The 17,513-nt window shown below is 69.3% G+C and carries 20 protein-coding genes and 2 tRNA genes; 12 read left to right on the forward strand and 10 right to left on the reverse strand.

Going from position 1 to position 17,513, the window contains the following annotated elements; genetic code table 11:
• The first annotated feature begins 118 nt into the window (after positions 1 to 118).
• The 4 genes from C1707_RS19695 to C1707_RS19710 are packed head-to-tail and all read left to right on the forward strand — an operon-like array spanning position 119 to position 4,080.
• Entirely contained in the window at positions 119 to 523 is a 405-nt protein-coding gene (locus C1707_RS19695; RefSeq protein ID WP_101715641.1) for a response regulator transcription factor, read from the forward strand.
• Entirely contained in the window at positions 520 to 1,602 is a 1,083-nt protein-coding gene (locus tag C1707_RS19700) for a YaiO family outer membrane beta-barrel protein (RefSeq protein ID WP_101715642.1), read from the forward strand. Before C1707_RS19695 ends, C1707_RS19700 begins: the two co-directional genes overlap by 4 nt.
• Positions 1,603 to 2,646 carry a HEAT repeat domain-containing protein gene (locus C1707_RS19705; RefSeq protein WP_101715643.1) on the forward strand — a complete coding sequence of 348 codons (1,044 nt, stop codon included), beginning with the start codon at positions 1,603 to 1,605 and terminating at the stop codon, positions 2,644 to 2,646. It begins immediately after the preceding gene.
• 3 nt (positions 2,647 to 2,649) lie between these two features.
• Positions 2,650 to 4,080 (forward strand): glycosyltransferase family 2 protein, encoded by a 1,431-nt coding sequence (locus C1707_RS19710; RefSeq protein ID WP_101715644.1) that lies wholly within the window; start codon positions 2,650 to 2,652, stop codon positions 4,078 to 4,080.
• 13 nt (positions 4,081 to 4,093) lie between these two features.
• Here the strand turns inward: C1707_RS19710 and C1707_RS19715 are convergent, their stop codons facing one another.
• From C1707_RS19715 to cobA, 5 genes are read right to left on the reverse strand one after another with little or no spacing between them, the layout of a single operon-like run.
• Positions 4,094 to 4,837 carry a phosphoadenylyl-sulfate reductase gene (locus C1707_RS19715; RefSeq protein ID WP_101715645.1) on the reverse strand — a complete coding sequence of 248 codons (744 nt, stop codon included), beginning with the start codon at positions 4,835 to 4,837 and terminating at the stop codon, positions 4,094 to 4,096.
• Positions 4,837 to 5,379 (reverse strand): DUF934 domain-containing protein, encoded by a 543-nt coding sequence (locus tag C1707_RS19720; protein ID WP_101715646.1) that lies wholly within the window; start codon positions 5,377 to 5,379, stop codon positions 4,837 to 4,839. The genes C1707_RS19715 and C1707_RS19720 overlap by 1 nt, the downstream gene beginning before the upstream one ends.
• On the reverse strand, positions 5,363 to 7,021 hold the full coding sequence (locus tag C1707_RS19725) for a nitrite/sulfite reductase (RefSeq protein WP_101715647.1): 1,659 nt from the start codon (positions 7,019 to 7,021) through the stop codon (positions 5,363 to 5,365). The genes C1707_RS19720 and C1707_RS19725 overlap by 17 nt, the downstream gene beginning before the upstream one ends.
• 8 nt (positions 7,022 to 7,029) lie before the next feature.
• Entirely contained in the window at positions 7,030 to 7,398 is a 369-nt protein-coding gene (locus C1707_RS19730; protein WP_101715648.1) for a DUF2849 domain-containing protein, read from the reverse strand.
• Positions 7,395 to 8,240 (reverse strand): uroporphyrinogen-III C-methyltransferase, encoded by an 846-nt coding sequence (gene cobA / locus C1707_RS19735; RefSeq protein WP_101715649.1) that lies wholly within the window; start codon positions 8,238 to 8,240, stop codon positions 7,395 to 7,397. Before cobA ends, C1707_RS19730 begins: the two co-directional genes overlap by 4 nt.
• A 218-nt stretch (positions 8,241 to 8,458) precedes the next feature.
• On the opposite strand from cobA, the gene gcvA reads away from it, so the two are divergent.
• From gcvA to C1707_RS19750, 3 genes are read left to right on the forward strand one after another with little or no spacing between them, the layout of a single operon-like run.
• Positions 8,459 to 9,415: a transcriptional regulator GcvA gene (gcvA, locus tag C1707_RS19740; RefSeq protein WP_058348795.1), complete on the forward strand. Its 957-nt coding sequence runs from the start codon at positions 8,459 to 8,461 to the stop codon at positions 9,413 to 9,415.
• 52 nt (positions 9,416 to 9,467) lie between these two features.
• Entirely contained in the window at positions 9,468 to 9,803 is a 336-nt protein-coding gene (locus C1707_RS19745; RefSeq protein ID WP_058348794.1) for a chorismate mutase, read from the forward strand.
• On the forward strand, positions 9,800 to 10,084 hold the full coding sequence (locus C1707_RS19750; RefSeq protein ID WP_101715650.1) for a hypothetical protein: 285 nt from the start codon (positions 9,800 to 9,802) through the stop codon (positions 10,082 to 10,084). The genes C1707_RS19745 and C1707_RS19750 overlap by 4 nt, the downstream gene beginning before the upstream one ends.
• Positions 10,085 to 10,168: 84 nt before the next feature.
• Here the strand turns inward: C1707_RS19750 and C1707_RS19755 are convergent, their stop codons facing one another.
• Positions 10,169 to 10,903 carry a siderophore-interacting protein gene (locus C1707_RS19755; RefSeq protein ID WP_101715651.1) on the reverse strand — a complete coding sequence of 245 codons (735 nt, stop codon included), beginning with the start codon at positions 10,901 to 10,903 and terminating at the stop codon, positions 10,169 to 10,171.
• Positions 10,904 to 11,049: 146 nt separating this feature from the next.
• On the opposite strand from C1707_RS19755, the gene C1707_RS19760 reads away from it, so the two are divergent.
• Positions 11,050 to 11,862, forward strand: a complete 813-nt coding sequence (locus C1707_RS19760) for an AraC family transcriptional regulator (protein ID WP_101715652.1) — start codon at positions 11,050 to 11,052, stop codon at positions 11,860 to 11,862.
• Positions 11,863 to 11,865: 3 nt separating this feature from the next.
• On the opposite strand, the gene C1707_RS19765 is transcribed toward C1707_RS19760, so the two are convergent.
• On the reverse strand, positions 11,866 to 12,204 hold the full coding sequence (locus C1707_RS19765) for an Hpt domain-containing protein (RefSeq protein ID WP_101715653.1): 339 nt from the start codon (positions 12,202 to 12,204) through the stop codon (positions 11,866 to 11,868).
• Between the two features lie 84 nt (positions 12,205 to 12,288).
• Between C1707_RS19765 and C1707_RS19770 the strand changes: the two genes are divergently transcribed.
• From C1707_RS19770 to C1707_RS19780, 3 genes are all read left to right on the forward strand, one after another.
• Positions 12,289 to 12,364: transfer RNA gene (locus C1707_RS19770), tRNA-Lys, on the forward strand.
• A 188-nt stretch (positions 12,365 to 12,552) separates the two neighbouring features.
• A tRNA-Lys gene (locus C1707_RS19775) sits at positions 12,553 to 12,628 on the forward strand.
• 182 nt (positions 12,629 to 12,810) lie between these two features.
• Positions 12,811 to 14,142: an MFS transporter gene (locus C1707_RS19780; RefSeq protein WP_101715654.1), complete on the forward strand. Its 1,332-nt coding sequence runs from the start codon at positions 12,811 to 12,813 to the stop codon at positions 14,140 to 14,142.
• 87 nt (positions 14,143 to 14,229) lie between these two features.
• On the opposite strand, the gene C1707_RS19785 is transcribed toward C1707_RS19780, so the two are convergent.
• The 3 genes from C1707_RS19785 to C1707_RS19795 form a co-directional block, all read right to left on the reverse strand.
• A complete protein-coding gene (locus C1707_RS19785; protein WP_101715655.1) occupies positions 14,230 to 15,228 on the reverse strand; it encodes an MDR family NADP-dependent oxidoreductase in 999 nt (332 codons plus the stop codon).
• A gap of 122 nt (positions 15,229 to 15,350) precedes the next feature.
• Positions 15,351 to 16,190 (reverse strand): SDR family NAD(P)-dependent oxidoreductase, encoded by an 840-nt coding sequence (locus C1707_RS19790; RefSeq protein ID WP_101715656.1) that lies wholly within the window; start codon positions 16,188 to 16,190, stop codon positions 15,351 to 15,353.
• A 2-nt stretch (positions 16,191 to 16,192) separates the two neighbouring features.
• The gene (locus C1707_RS19795) at positions 16,193 to 16,507 is read right to left on the reverse strand and encodes an REDY-like protein HapK (protein ID WP_101715657.1); all 315 of its coding nucleotides are present in this window, start codon (positions 16,505 to 16,507) and stop codon (positions 16,193 to 16,195) included.
• 120 nt (positions 16,508 to 16,627) lie between these two features.
• On the opposite strand from C1707_RS19795, the gene C1707_RS19800 reads away from it, so the two are divergent.
• Entirely contained in the window at positions 16,628 to 17,512 is an 885-nt protein-coding gene (locus C1707_RS19800; RefSeq protein WP_101715658.1) for a polysaccharide deacetylase family protein, read from the forward strand.
• The last annotated feature ends 1 nt before the right edge of the window (position 17,513 follow it).

Here is a 17,513-nt window from a genome sequence, read left to right on the forward strand (position 1 = left end):
GCGCAATGTCGGGAAGTTAACCAAGAACGCGATGTTCGCGCTGGTTTCCCGGACCGTTCTGCACCACTCTCGATTGGCGTCGCGACTCTCTTGAAGCCCAGCTTGCAGGTGAGGAACTGTGTCCAGGCGATCAGAAAGTAACCTAGCGTCCTCGCCTTCGGTCCTCATCGCCGACGATGACGCCCTGCTCCGGGAAATCCTCGAGCACAAGCTCACCACGGCCGGGTACGAGGTCAGCGTGTTCGAGGACGGACGTGCCGTGCTCGAGGCCGCTCGCACCGCGCGGCCGCAGGTCGTCGTGCTGGACGGCATGATGCCGATCATCGACGGCTTCGAGGTGCTGCGCCGCATGAAGGGCGACGACGCCCTGCGCGACATTCCCGTGGTCATGCTGACCGCTCTCAAGGGCCGCAACGACATCGTCACCGCCCTGAACCTGGGCGCGGCCGACTACCTGCCCAAGCCCTTCGACCCCGACGAACTTCTGGCGCGCCTGTTCCGCATCGCTCCGGTGGCCGCATGATCGAGGCCGTGGCGGTCCAGGCGCCGGAGGCGGCCGATCCGGCCTATGCCGCGGCGTTCCAGGCCCGCCAATCAGGGCTCACCGCCGAGGCGATCGCCGCCTTCGACCTCCTTTCCAAGCAACGCCCCAAGGATCCGGACGTCTGGCTGAACCTTGGCCTGTCGCGCATGGCCGTCCAGCGCTACGCCGAGGCAGACCGCGCGTTCGAGATCACCCTGGCCCTCGCGCCGGACTACCGCGACGCCCGCATCGCCTATGCCAGGTCGGCGCTGTTCGCCGGCCGCCCGGAACTGGCGCGCAGGCGCCTGGCGCCGCTGCTGGCCGGCGCGCCGGACGACCCTGAGGCCCGCGCCCTGCGCCAGCAGATCGCCGCCACCGAGGCCATGCCTGGCGAACCGACCTGGCGTCTGGACCTGGCCTATGCGCGCAGCGAACTTACCAAGGACCTGGGCCACTGGAGTTCGGCGACCCTGGCCCTGTCGCGGCGGGTCGATCCAGACACCACCCTGGGCGGGTCGGTGGAGCACACCAGGCGGTTCGGCGTCTCCGACACCTATGCCGAGGCGCTGGCCGCCCGCAGGTTCGGCTCGCGCCTGGACGGCTTCGTCGCGGTCGGCGGCGCGCCCGACGCCGACTATCGCCCCGAACTTTCGGTCCGCGCCGGCGGCTCAGTCGGCTTGCTCACGCAAGGCCAGCGCCGCGTCCGGCTGGGTCTCGATGCGGTGTGGTCGCGCTACGCCGTCGGCGAGGTCAAGAGCCTGCAGCCCTACCTGACCCTGGCGGCCGGACCGGCGTCGCTGACCGTCCGCTCCATCAACACCGAAGACGAACGCGGCGGGCGTCAGTCCGGCTACACGCTCAATGGCGAGTGGTCGGCGACCCAGCGTCTGCGCTTGCGCCTGGGCTATGCCGACGCCCCCGAGAGCGCCGACGGCGCGACCGTGCCCGTGGAAGCGATATCGGGCGGCGTCGCCTACGACCTTACGGCCCGCTGGACGGTGCAGGTGGTCGGGGCGCACGAGAAGCGCACGGCCTACGACCGCGACGAGGTCGGGGTCGCCGTCACGCGACGGTTCTAGATGTCGTCGCTGACGCTGATCTGGGCGACCGCCCTCGTCCTGATCGGCGCGGCGCTGACCTGGATGACCGGCCTGATCGTCGCGCGCCTGATGAAGGAGAGCCGGGCGAGCGACCGGTCGACCGATCGAAAGCTGATCATCCAGGCTCTCTCCGGCCTGCTGCGCGGCCAGACGGAAGCCGCCGAGGCGCTTTCTCCCTTCGTACGCAAGCCAGAGGTGCTGGCCGAAGCGATCCTGGACTTCCAGGGCCTGATACGCGGCGTCGATCAGGAACGCGCCATGGGGGCGCTGAGGTCGCTCGGCCTGATCCAGGCCCTCGAGGAACGTATCGTTCACGGCTCGCGCGACGAACGCCTGACCAGCGTCGAGGCCTTGGCCGCCCTGGGCGGCGACGAGGTCAAGGCCGCCCTGCGACGAGCCATCCGCTCCAAGGACCCGAACGTGCGCATGGCCGCGATCAAGGGCCTGGCCGACGCCGGCGCGCCGCCGACGCCCTCACGCCTGCTGGACTATGTGGGCGCGGGCGAGCTGACGCCTTCCCGGGTCTATGCCGAGGTGATGCGCCAGGCCGTGGCCAGTTCCCCCGCCGACGGCTTGCTGGCCCTTCGTCGCCAGGACCTGTCGCCGCTGATGCGGGCCGTGCTCCTGGACGCGCTCGGCCGCTCGGGCGCCTACCAGGCCGTGCCTGCGCTCGCCGCCGCGGCGGCGGACGCGGATCCCGACGTGCGCACGGCCGCGGTACGGGGCCTCGGGCGTCTGCAACATCCCTCCGCCGCCGACACCCTGGCCGGGGCCCTGGCCGACCCGGCCTGGCCGGTGCGCTCGGCCGGCGCCGAAGCGATCGGCGCCGCGGGCCTGGTTCGCCTGGCGCCCGCGATCGCCGCCCTGCTCGACGATCCAGAGTGGTGGGTGCGCTTTCGGGCGGGCGACGCCCTGGGCCGACTGGGCAAGGCCGGTAGGGCCCTGCTGGAAGCCGCCGCGTCCGACGACGCGCGTCCCGTCGCCCAGCGGGCGGCAGAGCGCGCCCTGGCCGAAGGGGGCTGAGTCATGCCCGAGCTGGAAACCCTTGCCCTGGGCGTCGTCCGCTTCGCCGAGACCATCGCCTGGGCCGTGATCGCCACGGGCCTGGCCCAGAACGCGCTCTATCTCTACCAGCTGCTGCTGGCCGCCAGAGCCCTGGCGCAGGCGCCGCCGGTCAACCAGGCCGCCCTGCTGTGGCGCCGCTACGCCGAGGCCGCGCCGCCGATCACCCTGATGGCGCCGGCCTACAACGAGGCGCTGACCATCGTGGAAAGTGTCAGGTCGCTGCTGGCCCTGCAGTACCCGCACTTCGAGGTCGTGGTGGTCAACGACGGCTCGAAGGACGAGACGCTGCAGGTGCTGATCGACGCCTTCGAGCTGCATCCGGTCGAGCGCCACTACGACCTGGCCGCGTCCTGCCAGAGGATCCGCGGCCTCTACGCCGCCGCCAACCAGCCGCGCCTGCTGGTGGTCGACAAGGAGAACGGCGGCAAGGCCGACGCCCTGAACGCGGCCATCAACCTGTCGCGCTCGCCGATCGTCTGCTCGATGGACGCCGACAGCCTGCTGGAGGTGGACGCGCTGCTGCGCGCCGTCGCCCCCTTCGTCGAGGATCCCGAGCGCACGGTGGCGGTGGGCGGCACGATCCGCATCGCCAACGGCTGCAAGATATCGTTCGGGCGGGTGATCGAGGTCGGCGTTCCCAAGAACATGCTGGCCCGCCTGCAGACCATCGAGTACCTGCGCGCCTTCCTGATGGCCCGCCTGGCCTGGAGCCGGATCTCGGCCCTGACCATCATCTCCGGCGCCTTCGGCCTGTTCCGGCGCCAGGCGGTGCTGGACGTCGGCGGCTACAGCCATGGCACGGTCGGCGAGGACATGGAGCTGGTGGTCAAGCTGCACAAGCACTACCGGCGCCTGGGCAAGCCCTATCGCATCGCCTTCACGCCCGAGCCGGTGTGCTGGACCGAAGCGCCGGAGACGATGGCCGTCCTGTCTCGCCAACGCGCCCGCTGGCATCGCGGGGCGCTGGAGACCTTCGTCCGCCACCGCGACATGATCCTCAACCCGCGCTACGGCCGGATCGGCATTGTCGGCTTCGGGCACATCCTGGTCGTCGACGTCCTGGGACCGATCATCGAGATCTTCGGCTACGTGCTGATCCCGGCCTTCTGGCTGCTGGGCGTGCTCGACATCGAGTACCTGTGGGCCCTGCTGGCGGTGACTTTCGGCTTCGGCATCGTCATCAGCGTGGGCGCGCTGGCGCTGGAAGAGACGGAACTGCGCCGCTTTCCCAACGCCCGCAGCCTGGCCGTGCTGATGGGCGCGGCGATCCTAGAAAACTTCGGCTATCGCCAGATCAACAACTTCTGGCGGCTGCGCGGCACGTGGCAGTTCCTGACCGGCGCGCAGGGCTGGGGCAAGATGACCCGCAAGGGGTTCTCGTCCCAGACCTGACCACCAGGCCCGACTAGATGTCGCCGCCGACGTTCGGAGCGGCGCCGGGCGCGCGGGCCACGTGGATGCCGCACTCGGTCTTGTCCTGGCCCTGCCAGCGGCCGGCGCGGACGTCGGCGTTGGGATCGTCGACCGGCTTGGTGCACGGCCAGCAGCCGAGCGACGGGAAGCCTTGGGCGACCAGCGGGTGAGCGGGCAGCTGGTGCTCGGCCGCGTAGGCGTCGAGCTCGGCCTTGCTCCAGTTGGCCAGCGGATTGAACTTGATCTGGCCGTCGGCCTGCTCGACCACGGCCAGCCGCAGCCGGTCGCCGCCGTGGAAGCGTTTGCGGCCCGTGCACCAGGCGGTGAAGCCCTCCAGCGCGCGGTCCAGCGGCAGCACCTTGCGAATGTGACAGCAGGCGTCGGTGTCGGTGCGCCAGAGGTCCGACTTGGGATCCTGCACCGCCAGGTCGGCGAAGGCCGGGCGCAGGTCGCGCACGTCGGTCAGGCCCAGGCTAGCGGCCAGGCTCTTGCGATAGTCCAGCGTCTGGCCGAACAGCATGCCGGTGTCGAGGAACAGCACCGGGATGTCTTTCGACACCTGCGAGGCCAGGTGCAGCAGCACCGCCGACTCCGCGCCGAACGAACTGACCAGGGCCAGCTTGTCGCCGAAGGTCTCGTAGGCCTTGCGCAGGATGGTCAGCGGATGGGCGTCGCGCAGTTCGGCGTCCAGCCGCGCCGCCAGGGTCGGCGCGGCGTCGGTCTGGTCATAGGCCATCAGAGCGCGCCTTCCTTGGCTTGGGCCTGCGCGCGCTCGTCGGCGGCGATCGCCCGAGCGTCGGCGCCGCGCTGGTAGACGTGGCGGAAGCGGTTGGCCGCCTTGCTCCAAGCCTCCGGCGTGGCGCCGTCGTTGGGCTCGAACGCGTCGAAGCCGCAGCGGACCATGAAGCCCGCCTGTTCCTGCAGCACGTCGCCCACGGCCCGGACCTCGCCCTCGTACTTGAAGCGCTCGCGCAGCAGGCGGGCCGAGGTGTAGGCGCGGCCGTCGCGGTACTTCGGGAAGGCCAGGGCCACCACCGAGATGCGCGGCAGATCGTAGGCCAGGGCCTCGACCTCCTCGGCCGGCTCGATGCGCACGCCCACACGGCGGCTGTTGGACGACAGCAGCGTGTCGCCTTCGGCCTGGAAACGCGTCAGCGACAGGATGACGTCGCCGGCTTCGGGGATGGCGTCCTCGTCGGTCACGTTGACGAAAACGTCGTCAGCCCACTGGGCTTGTTGTTCGCCCTGGGGGCCCGCGAGCTTAATCAGCTTGGGCATAGACAGCTTCCTTGAAGGGCTCGAGGCCGACGCGGCGATAGGTGTCGAGGAAGCGTTCCTCGCCCTGGCGCGCGGCCAGATAGGTGTCGACCAGGGTGTCGATGGCGGGCGCGACCTTGTCGGCCGGCAGCGCCGGGCCGAGAATCTTGCCGATCGAGGCGTCTTCCGCGCCCGAACCGCCCAGCGAGAGCTGGTAGAATTCCTCGCCCTTCTTGTCGACGCCCAGGATGCCGATGTGGGCCACGTGATGGTGACCGCAGGCGTTGATGCAGCCGCTGATCTTGATCTTCAGCTCTCCCACCGTCTCGGCCCGGTCCGGGTCGGCGAAGGTCCTGGCGATGTCCTGGGCGATCGGGATGGCGCGGGCGTTGGCCAGCGCGCAGTAGTCCAGGCCCGGGCAGGCGATGATGTCGGAGATCAGGTCGATGTTCGCCGTGGCTAGGCCGGCGGCTTCCAGCGCGGCGTGAACGGCGGGCAGGTCGTCGAGCTTGACGTGCGGCAGGACGAGGTTCTGGGCGTGGGTCACGCGCAGGTCGTCCAGGCTGTAGCGTTCGGCCAGATCCGCCGCGACGTCCAGCTGGTCGGCCGTGGCGTCGCCCGGCGTCTGGCCGACGGCCTTCAGCGAGACCTCGACGATGGCGTAGCCCGGCTTCTTGTGCGGCTTGACGTTGTTGCGCACGAAGCGGGCCAGGGCCGGGCTGGCGGCCTTGGCGGCCTCGAACGCTTCCGAGCGCGCCGGCAGGGTCTCGAACGGCGTCTGGGCGAAGGCGCCGCGGATGCGCGCCAGCTCCTCGTCGCCGAGATCGGCGCGGCCCTGATCGATCTTGGCCCACTCTTCTTCGACCTGACGGCCGAACTCCTCGGCGCCGAGGGCGGCGACCAGGATCTTGATGCGGGCCTTGTAGATGTTGTCGCGGCGGCCGTGGCGGTTGTAGACGCGCAGCACGGCTTCCAGGTAGCTCAGCAGGCTGCCGACGGGCAGGTGATGCTTGATCGTCGGGCCGACATAGGGGGTGCGCCCCTGCCCGCCGCCGACGATGACCTCGAAGCCCAGCGAGCCGTCACGGGCCCGGCGCAGGATCAGGCCGATGTCGTGCACCTTCACCGCCGCGCGGTCGGTCAGGGCGCCGGTGATGGCGATCTTGAACTTGCGCGGCAGGAACGAGAATTCCGGATGCAGGGTCGACCACTGGCGGATGACCTCCGACCACACGCGCGGATCGTCGATCTCCTCGGCGGTGGCCCCGGCATAGGGATCGGCCGTGGTGTTGCGGATGCAGTTGCCGCTGGTCTGGATGGCGTGCAGGTCGACCTCGGCCAGGGCGTCCAGGATATCCGGCGCGTCCTTCAGCTTGATCCAGTTGAACTGGACGTTCTGACGCGTGGTCATGTGCCCGTAGCCCTTGTCATAGGTGCGGGCGACCCAGGCCAGGCGGCGGGCCTGGCGGGAATTGAGCGAGCCGTAGGGAATGGCCACTCGCAGCATGTAGGCGTGGAGCTGCAGATAGAGGCCGTTCATCAGGCGCAGCGGCTTGAACTGGTCCTCGGTCAGCTCGCCGGCCAGGCGGCGCGTGACCTGATGGCGGAACTCGTTGGAGCGATCCGTCAGGAATTCGCGGTCGATGACGTCGTACTGATACATGGTTCGGCCTACTTGCGGCGGATCAGGTCGACACGGCCCGTGGAGCGGGCGGCGCCGGAAGCGTGACGGATGGCCTCGACGACGGCGCCGCCTTCGGCCTGCTTGCCGTGGAGAAGCTCGTTCGTGGGACCCAGCGCGCGAATGCGTTCGCGATAGCTGACAGGCGCCAGGCCAAGGCCTTCGACGGTGACGAGGTCGATCGGGTAGGGATCGACGATCACGGTCGGGGCGGCCTTGCCGGCGGCCACGGCCGCTTCGACGGCCTCGCCCTGGGCGTCGTCGAACAGTTGGGCGTCGCCGAAGCCGTCCACCCAAGCGCCTTCCTTCCAGAAGACGACCTCCCCATCGATCAGGCGATTGGCGGTCACGGCTTTCATTGGCCCGAACTCACGTTTTGAACTTCGAAGACGGCGACGGTTGCGGCGTCGCCGGGAACTTTGATGTCGGCCATGGCCATTGCCTCGCCGACCATCAGCAGAGCCGGCCCCTTCAGGCCTTCCGCGGCGCTGGCCAGACCGGCCAGGGTGGTCAGGATGCGGCGTTCGTCGGACCGGCTGGCGTTCTCGACGACCAGGGCCGGGGTCGAACCGGCGCGGCCAGCGGCCGTCAGGCGCTGGGCGATGAAGCCGGCGGTCGAAACGCCCATGTAGACGACGACGGTCTGGTTGGGACGCGCCAGTGCAGCCCAGTCCAGGTCCGGCTCGCCATGCGCGGCGTGGCCGGTGACGAAGGTGACGGCCTGGGCGCTGCCGCGATGGGTCAAGGGCGCGCCGGCGCCGGCGCTGGCGGCCAGGGCGGCGGTGACGCCGGGCACCACGGCGCAGTCGATGCCCGCTTCACGGCAGGCCGACAGCTCTTCGCCGCCGCGGCCGAACAGGAACGGATCACCGCCCTTCAGGCGCACGACCTCCAGGCCTTCGCGGGCCAGCGCCACCAGCAGCTGGTTGATGTCGTCCTGAGGCAGGGTGTGGCGCGACTTGCGCTTGGCCACGTCGATGCGACGGGCCTGAGGCGCCAGGTCGAGAATCTCGGCCGACACCAGACCGTCGTGCACCAGCACGTCGGCGGCCTGCAGGGCCTTCAGCGCCTTGATCGTCAGCAGGTCGGGATCGCCGGGACCAGCGCCCACCAGGGTCACGCGCCCCACGGCGCGCACGGCCTCGCCGCCGCTGAGCGCGACGAGACGATTGGCGACGGTGCGGTCCGGCGGAGACGCCATCCCAGGTCCTCTAATAGAGCGCGATGGACGCGCGAAAGCGGCGCGGGCCTAGCCGGCCCCGCCGTGAAACTCAAACGAAATGCGGGACGAACCCTAGGGCTCGCCCCGCCTCTCGCTCGCCGATGAAAAGGGCCAATCCATCAGCGAACGCTTGCAAACTGGTCGCGGGCAGGCCAATTCGCAAACAAGGACTTCTGCCGGGGCGTTCAGTAAAACTCATGGAACGACAGACCGAACGGCGCCGCCTTCCGCCTCTGAACGCCCTGCGGGCGTTCGAAGCGGCCGCGCGCCACCTGAACTTCAGCCGCGCCGCCGACGAACTGTCGGTGACGCCGGGCGCCGTGAGCCAGCAGATCCAGAATCTCGAGGACTATGTCGGCGCGGCCTTGTTCAAGCGCACGCCCAAGGGCCTGCTGCTGACCGACGCGGCCCAGACCGCCCTGCCCGCCCTGCGCGAGGCCTTCGACCGCCTGGCCGAGGCCGCCTCCCTGCTGACCGCCGCCGTCGACGGCCGCCGCCTGACCCTGACCGCCGCCCCCTCGTTCGCCGCCAAGTGGCTGGTTCCGCGCCTGGGCAAGTTCGAGCAGGCCCAGCCGCAGGTCGACGTCTGGCTTTCGGCCGGCATGGAGGTCGTCGACTTCGCCGCCGGCGAGGTCGACCTGGCCATCCGCTACGGCTCGGGCCGCTATCCGGGCCTGGAAGTCACGCGCCTGCTGAACGAGACCGTGGTGCCCGTCGCCAGCCCCGAGCTTCTGGCCGACAACCCGCTGGAATCGCCAGAGGATCTGTCGCGCCACATCCTGCTGCACGACGGCTCGCCGGACGCCGACGATTCGTGCCCGGACTGGGCCATGTGGCTGGCGGCGCGCGGCATCAAGGGCGTCGACGGCGCGCGCGGGCCGCGCTTCAACCAGTCGAGCCTGGTGATCGAGGCCGCCGCCAACGGCCGCGGCATCGCCTTGGCCAAGCGCACCCTGGCCCAGGCCGACCTCGACGCCGGCCGCCTGGTGATCCCGTTCGACATCGCCACCTCGGTCGACTTCGCCTATTACGTCGTCCACCCCAAGGCCAAGGGTCGCCTGCCGCAGGTGAAGGCCTTCGTCGGCTGGCTGAAGGACGAGGCCGCCGCCCACGAAGCCGCCCTGCTGACCATCGACAATGGGGCCGGCATTTAGGGGGCCGGCATCTAGGCTGGAACGGCGCAGCCAAACCGGCTTAAAGGGGCGCATGATCAAGACGACTCTTACCGTCGACGAGCGCCTCGCCCCCGCCGACTGCCAGACCATGCTCGACGTCCGCCAGGGCGTGGACGCTCTGGACCGGGCGCTGGTCGCCCTGCTGACCGAGCGCCAGGGCTACATGGACGCCGCCGCCCGCATCAAGGCTGACCGCTCCAAGGTGTTCGACCGCGCCCGCATCGAGGACGTGGTCGACAAGGTCAAGGCCGCGGCCCGCGAGGCCGGCCTGTCGGAAGCCATCGCCGAACCGGTGTGGCGCACGCTGATCGACCGCTGCATCGCCTACGAGTACGACAGCTGGGACCGGACCAAGGGCGAGGCGTGACCAAGGAAGAGATCGACCGCCTGCTCGACGACATGGCCGCCGAGGCCGTGACCAAGGGCGACGACGACCTGCGGCCGGGCCTGCTCTATCTGAACGCGCGGCTGTACGGCACGCAGATCCGGACAGAGACCGTCTCGGCCGTTCGCGGCCAGCGCTATCGCGGGATCCGGGTGTTCGTCGGTCGCGAGTACGAGACCCGGGTGCTCACCCGCAAGGAGACGGCCGGACTGGAAGTCGGGGCGTTCGAGGACCTGACGGAATCGATTCCGAATCCGACATAGGCCCCTGCCCGCCTTCGCGGCGGACGCTCCGTCGCGCGCCAGGATCCGCGCGGAAGAGCCCGACGGTTCGCCAGGTGATCGACATCAGTCCAGCCCCGTCTTGCCCTGGGCCCAGTAGGCCTTGGTCACGATGCGGCCCGGCGCGACCGCTTGTCGCTTCAGCTCCAGTCGCAGCCTCTGGATCGCGGCGGCCCTGCCGGTCAGGACGAACGACGCTCCGGCCCTGGCCAGCGAGGACAGGGCCTCGCCGACCGTGTCGAGATGCGCGTCGTCGCCCCGCTTCCTGAACAAGGCGGCCCGTGACAGCCCCAGCGGCTCCAACACCGCGCCTGCTTCTTCCAGGTCGGTGACCTCGAACACGCAGGCGAGGCTTCGCGCGGGATCCTGGGCGGCCAGCGCGCCGGCCAGCCCGAACGAGGTCTCGTCGCCGAACACCACCAGCGGCCCGGACAGCTTCTCGGCGCTCAAGGACGGCCTCGGACCGAAGAGGTCGCATGGCGCGCCGGGCCTGAGCGACCGCAGCCAGTCGCTACCCGGCCCCTCGCCGTGGGCGTAGCCGAGAAAGCGGGTTCGGCCCTCAACGGCGTCCCAAGTCATCGGCGTGTAGGTGCGCGCCAGGAAAGCCGAGCCCATGGCGACCTGGATCTTCTGGCCGGGCGTCCAGCAAATGCCCCGCAGCGCCACGCCCTCCAGCGTGACGAGCCGAAAGCGGTCGCCGAACAGTTCGCAGGAGGCGACCCAGGCGGGCCGCATCATCAGACGGATCAAGGCCCGGCCGAAGCCGCCCGGCGACGCTTCCGTGCGTGGGTTGATCGTCATGGCGGGGCCGCTCCTTCTCGAAACGCCAAGCCGACGCGATCTCGACCTGCTGCGAACGATCGGATAGCCAGAAGCCGAGGTGGCGTCATTCCGAAGGAACGCCATATTATTATCAGATCCCGCCACCAACGGATTCGGAGCGCGCCTTGCCGATCATCGGCGACCTGACGGCCAAGGCCGACTGGATCGATCCCGACGAAACGCCCCGGCCGATCGTCGTGTTCGGCGCGATGATGGACGAGGTCGGCGACATCGAGCTGGACCTCCACACGCACCGCAAAGGCCAGATCATCCTTGTGCAGCGCGGCGCGTTGAGCTGCGAGGTCGAGGGCGGCCTCTGGGTGGTGCCGCCCCGCAGCGCGATCTGGATCCCGGGCGGCGCTCTGCATTCCATCAAGGCCAGCGGCGCGCTGGAGGGCTACAACGCCTTCATCGACCCGCGGGTCGGCGCGGAGCTGCCCGCGACGTGCTGCGCGCTGTCGGTGACGCCGCTGCTGCGCGAGCTTCTGACCCGCGCCGCCCACCTGCCCTACCTGTACGAGGAAGGCGGCCCCAATTCGCGCCTGGTGTCGGTGCTGCTCGACGAAGTGGCGGCCGCGCAGGTCGAGGACCTGCATCTGCCGATGCCCAGCGATCCGCGACTGCGCAGGATCGTAGACGAGATGATGGCCAATCCGGCGGAGCGGGGCAGCCTGGGCGGCTGGGCCAAGCGCGCCGGCATGAGCGAACGCACCCTGATGCGGCTGATCGACCGGGAGACCGGCATGAGCTTCGGGCGCTGGCGCCAACAGCTTGGCGTGGTGCTGGCGGTCAAGTGGCTGGCGGCCGGCGCGTCGATCCAGAGCGTCGCCGCCGACCTCGGATACGAAAGCACGCCCAGCTTCGTGACCATGTTCCGCAAGGCGCTGGGCGCCTCGCCCGGCCGCTACATGGCCGAGCGCCATCCAGGCGGCGTATAGATCCTATCCCTTCAGGGACCTTAGCGCCTGTTCGTGGACGTAGGCGGCGATGTCCAGCAACGCCGTGTCGAGCGCCGTCTTCACCTCGTCGAGGCTGGCCTGGCCGTCCTCGGCGCGCTGGCAGACTTCACCCAGCGCGTTGGCCCCGACGCCGCGCGCCGCGCCCTTCACCGTGTGGACCGCGTCGCGCCAGCCCGGATGGCCAGGGTCCAGCATCGGGGTCCACAGCGCCGCCTGTTCGCGGAACAGCGCCAGCACCTCTTCGATCACCGTCTGGTCGCCCATCGCGAACCCTTCCAGGTAAGCGAAATCCACGGCTCCGCTGATATCTCGCCTGGCCATCGAAAAAGTCCTTGCGCTCTCAAATTCATTGCGTATGTTCCGCGCCTCGCCGCCGGGACGCTTCAGCGCTTCGGAATCGCGAATGGGTGTATAGCTCAGTTGGTAGAGCAGCTGACTCTTAATCAGCGGGTCCAAGGTTCGAATCCTTGTACACCCACCATTCTCCTCAATACTTGATCCGATAAGAACTTCCCCTCCGGGGAGGCGCTTTCGCGCGTATGCGGGTTTCGTCCGGGTGCGACGAATATATCCACACCTTCCTGTCTAAATTGGATTGCGCTCCCCGCGTCTTGGGGTATGTATCGCGCCTCGCCGTCGGGGACGCGAAAGCGACTTCGAAACGCGAACGGGTGTATAGCTCAGTTGGTAGAGCAGCTGACTCTTAATCAGCGGGTCCAAGGTTCGAATCCTTGTACACCCACCATTCTCTCTTCGATTTATTGATCTGAAGCCGGATGGCCGCGAAAGCGGCCGGCGCCGTTGCCTGACGCAATCCCACCAAGCGCCAATCAAGAACTGTCCGACAGTCGGGCGCCGTCACGCACGGCCGCTTAAGGTGGCGTTTCGCGCCTAGCGTCCCGGGATCCCAGCCACCGGATCCGCGCCATGACCGCCGCCAAACCGCCCTCGCCCCACCGCCTGCCCCTGCTCGTCCACGCCGGCTATGGCGCTGGCCAGATCGCCGGCCAGGTTTTCCGCGACGCTCCGTCGCTGTTGCTGCTGTTCTTCATGACCAATGCGCTGGGAGTCGAGCCGGCGCTGGCCGGGGCGGCGATCTTCTTTCCCAAGCTGTTCTGGGGCCTGATCTCCGACCTGACCGTCGGCCTCGTATCCGATCGCTGGAAGGCCAAGGTTCCGCGCCGCCTGTGGCTGCTGGCCGGCGCCGTGCTGGCGCCGCTGGCGCTGATTCTCCTGTTCCACGTGCCGGAGGGCTCGCCTGCCGCCAGCGCGGCCTATGTGGCCGGCGCCTTCAGCCTGTACATGATCGTCTTCGGGGCCTTCTCCGTGCCGTACCTGGCGATCGGGACCGAGCTGTCGGACGATCCCAAGGAGCGGACCGTCGTCATGGCCTGGCGGATGGGCTTCTCGGCCATCGGCCTGCTGGTCGGCAACGCCCTGGCGCCGGTGCTGGTGCAGACCTGGGGCGGCGGACGGCCGGCCTACTCGCAGATGTCGCTGGTGCTGGCGGGCGTCTGCGCGGTCAGCCTGCTGATCGCGTTCCTCGCCTCGCCCCGCCCGGTGATCCAGGCCGCCGCCCAGCCTGCGCTGCGCCTCAAGGCCGTCCTGACCGCCCTGACCGACAAGGCCTTCCGGCCGCTGCTGGGCGCCTATCTGCTGCAACTGGTCGGCTCGGGCCTGGGCTATGCGGCGATGATCTACTTCCTCAGCTACAACATGGGCCGCAAGGACGCCCTGACCCAGATCGGCATGATCGTGCTGGCGATGAGCGCCGTGGTCATCGCGGCCCAGCCGCTGTGGATCAAGCTGTCGGCGAAGTTCGGCCGCAAGCGGATCTACATCGCCGCGGCCCTGGGCCATGCGGTCGTCCAGGCGCTGTGGGGCGTGATGGCCGGCGCGCCGCTGGGCGCGATCTACGGCGTCGTGGTGCTGTTCGCCCTGTTCAATTCCGGCTGGAGCCTGATGGGCTACAGCCTGCTGTCGGACGTCATCGCCCTGGACGAGGCCGAGCATGGCGAAAGCCGGGCCGGCGTGTTTTCGGCGCTGTGGACCGGGGCCGACAAGATCGGCTTCGCCCTGGGAGGCACGCTGCTGACGGGCCTCGCCCTGTCGGCCTTCGGCTTCTCCAGCGCCCTGGCGGTGACCGGAGCGCCTCAGCCGGGTTCGGCCCTGGTCGGCGTGGCCGTGGCCTTCGCCTACGCCCCGGCGGCGTTCAACCTGGCCGCGGCGGCGCTGTACGCGAAGTTCGGGAAGGCCTGAGACACAAGAAAAGGGCCGGCGCAGTGCGCCGGCCCCTGAGCTTCGGATAGGCCCGTCGGGCTTTCCGGGATGACGATGTGAAGCGCGCTAAGCGACCTTCACCAGCGTCTTGCCGGTATTGGCGCCCTTCATCAGGCGCTCGAACTGGGCAGGCGCCGACTCGATGCCTTCGCCCAGGTCTTCCACCTGCACGAGGCGGCCTTCCTTGAGCCACGGCTCGGCGGTCTTCACCCACTCGTTCCAGCGAGGATAGAAGTCGTAGACCACCAGGCCCATGACGCTGGCGCGCTTGCCGACGATGGGGCCCAGGCCGAACTGCGGCGGCGGGCCGTCGGCGTGATAGTGGGCCGACAGACCGCAGATCACCACGCGGCCGTAGGTCTTCAGCAGGCCGAACACCGGGTTGAGGATCGGCAGGCCGACGTTCTCGAAGTGAACGGTGGGACCGCCGTCGGTCAGGGCCTTCAGCTCGTCGACCCAGCCTTCGTTGCGATAGTCGACGGCGGCGTCGAAGCCGTAGCGCTCGACCACCTGGGCGACCTTGTCGGCGCCGCCGGCGATGCCGACGGCCTTGGCGCCGAGGATCTTGGCGATCTGGCCGGCCGTGCCGCCGACGCTGCCGGCGGCCGCATCGACGGTGAAGACGTCGCCCTGCCCCACCTTGGCCAGTTGGGTCACGCCCGCCCAGGCGGTCAGGCCCGGCATGCCCAGCACGCCCAGGTGATTGGAGACGCCCAGCGACGGGTCGACCTTGCGGGCGAACTTGGCGTCCATCAGGCCCACCTGCGCCCAGCCGGCCTCGCCGATCACGTGGTCGCCGGCCGCGAAGTCAGGATGGCCCGAAGCGATGACCTCGGCGACGGCAGAACCAGGGAGGGTCTCGCCCGGGGCCGGACGCGGCTCGCCCATGTGCCGGCCGCGCAGGCGCGAGCCGAGATAGGGGTCGAGCGAAAGATACAGCACCCGCACCAGCAGCTGGCCGGCCGGGGCGCTGGTCGGGGCGGCGCGCTCGACCACCTCGAAATCGGCGGCGACGGGCACGTCCTCGATGACACGCTTGAGGACGACTTCCAGGGTCTTGGTCATGATCGATACGCTCCGGCAGCCTGAGATTCAGGGCTCTCCACCGACCCTAGCGACGAGGGTGCGGCCCAAGTCCGCGACTCGTTGGACAATCCGCCTGCCGGAGGAATGGCGTTGCCGAGCGCCTAGTGCGGCTCCTCGCCGCCGGAGACGTTCATGCTCTCGGCGGTGATGTACTTTGCCTCGTCCGAGCACAGGAAGGCCACGGCGTCGGCGGTGTCCTCGGGCTTGCCGGCCCGGCCCAGCGGGATGCGGGCGGCCATGGCGGCCAGATAGGCCTCGACCGAGGCCGCGCCGGTGACCTTGGCGAAGTACTCGTTCTGCCAGGCGCCCAGCCCCGTGGTCACGTGGTTGGGGCAGACGTTGTTGACGGTGATCTGGTGCGCGCCCAGCTCAATGGCGGCCGAGCGGGTCAGGCCCACCAGGCCGTGCTTGGAAGCGGTGTAGGCCTGGGCGTGCGGGAAGCCCGACTTGGCCGCCTGGCTGGCGATGTTGACGATGCGACCACCGCGCCCTTGCGGGATCATCACCTCGGCGGCGGCCTTAAGGCCGAAGAAGCAGCCGGTCAGATTGACGTCGATGACCGCCGACCAGTCCTCGGGACGGACCTCCATCAGCGGCTTCATGATGTAGCCGATGCCGGCGTTGTTGACCCAGATGTCGAGCGAGCCGTGGGCCTCCACGGCATGGTCGGCCAGCGCCCGGACCTCTTCCCAACGACGTACGTCGCAGGGCCGGATGCTGGCCGACCCGCCGTACTGGCGCAGATCGGCGGCGATCGCCTCCATCTCCTCGGTCCCGCCGATCATGCCGGCAGGCGTAGAAGGATCGACGGAGCGACCGATGTCGGAGACGACCACCGCCGCTCCCTCCTGCGCCAGGCGTCGTGCGATGGCCTCCCCCAGGCCTCCGCGCCGACCGGACCCGGTGACGACCGCCGTCTTGCCCGCGAAACGTCCCGCCACGCTCAACCCACCTTCTCGGTGACGATGAAGGTGGTGTCGGCCAGGGCCTGGAACTCGGCGGCGATCGCCTGCATCGCCTCGCTCGCCACGTCGGTCCCGAAGGCGTCCATGTCGGCGACGTCGATGATCTCCACGTACTGATAAGGGGGCGGCGCGTCGGTCCCGAGCAGGGCGGCCGAGCGGAAGACCTCGAACTTGTCGATGGACTTCAGGCCGTTGACCGTCGGCAGGTCGCGCTCCTTCGCCCAGGCCTCGTAAGACGCGACCGAGACGCCGGGCTTCAGGTTGAACAGGGCGACAATCCGCGTGACGGCCATGAGGCGCTCCCTCCGTTGCGGCCAGGGCGCCGCCGTGAAGATTTGAGGCCGCACGCTGGATCGCCGCCCGTCGAGGCGCGAGCGCCGCGAGCGAACTGTTCGCCCAACGGAGAAAGCCCCATGCCCGCACCTGTCGACTTCCGCTGGCCGGACGGCTCGCGCCTAGCCCTGTCGATCGTGGTCAATGTCGAGGAAGGCGCCGAGCACAACATCCGCGACGGCGACAAGGGCCCCGAGCCGGTCGACGAGTTGGGCGCGGTCCCGAAGAAGCCGATGCGGATGCACGGCAGCGAGAGCAACTATCTCTACGGCGTCAAGGCCGGCGCGCCGCGCATCCTGCGCATCCTGGATCAGTACGGCGTCGAGGCGACCTGGACCGCCGCCGCCCTGGCCCTGGAGCGCGCCCCGGACCTGGCCGCCGCCATCCGCGCCCGCAGCGACGAAGTGGCAGCCCACGGCTATCGCTGGACCCACCAGTTCTGGATGGACGAGGCCAAAGAGCGCGAGTTCATCACCAAGGCCGCTGACTCGATAGAGCAGACGATCGGCACGCGCCCGTCGGGCTGGCTGTCGCGCTACCTGCACACCGACCATACCCGCCGCCTGCTGGCCGAGGCCGGGTTCAGCTATCACATGGACGACTACTCCGACGACTTTCCCTTCTGGGACCGCGTCGAGACCTCGGACGGCCAGTCAAAGCCCATGGTCATCCTGCCCTACGCCATGGACTCCAATGACATGAAGTTCTGGCTGGCCCCTTCGCTGACCGCCAAGGACTGGCTGGACTACGCCGTGGCCACCTTCGACGAGTTGCACGCCGAGAGCCAGGAGGTCGGCGCGCGGATGATGAGCCTGGGGCTGCATCTGCGGATCATCGGCCGTCCGGGCCGGATCGGCGCCTTCCGCAAGTTCCTGGACCACGTGACCGCCAAGGACGGCGTTTGGATCGCCTGTCGGAGAAAAATCGCCCAGGCGTTCGCTGAGGCCGTGCCGATAGGCGATTGAC

The organism is Caulobacter flavus, from assembly GCF_003722335.1.
Taxonomy (GTDB): domain Bacteria; phylum Pseudomonadota; class Alphaproteobacteria; order Caulobacterales; family Caulobacteraceae; genus Caulobacter; species Caulobacter flavus.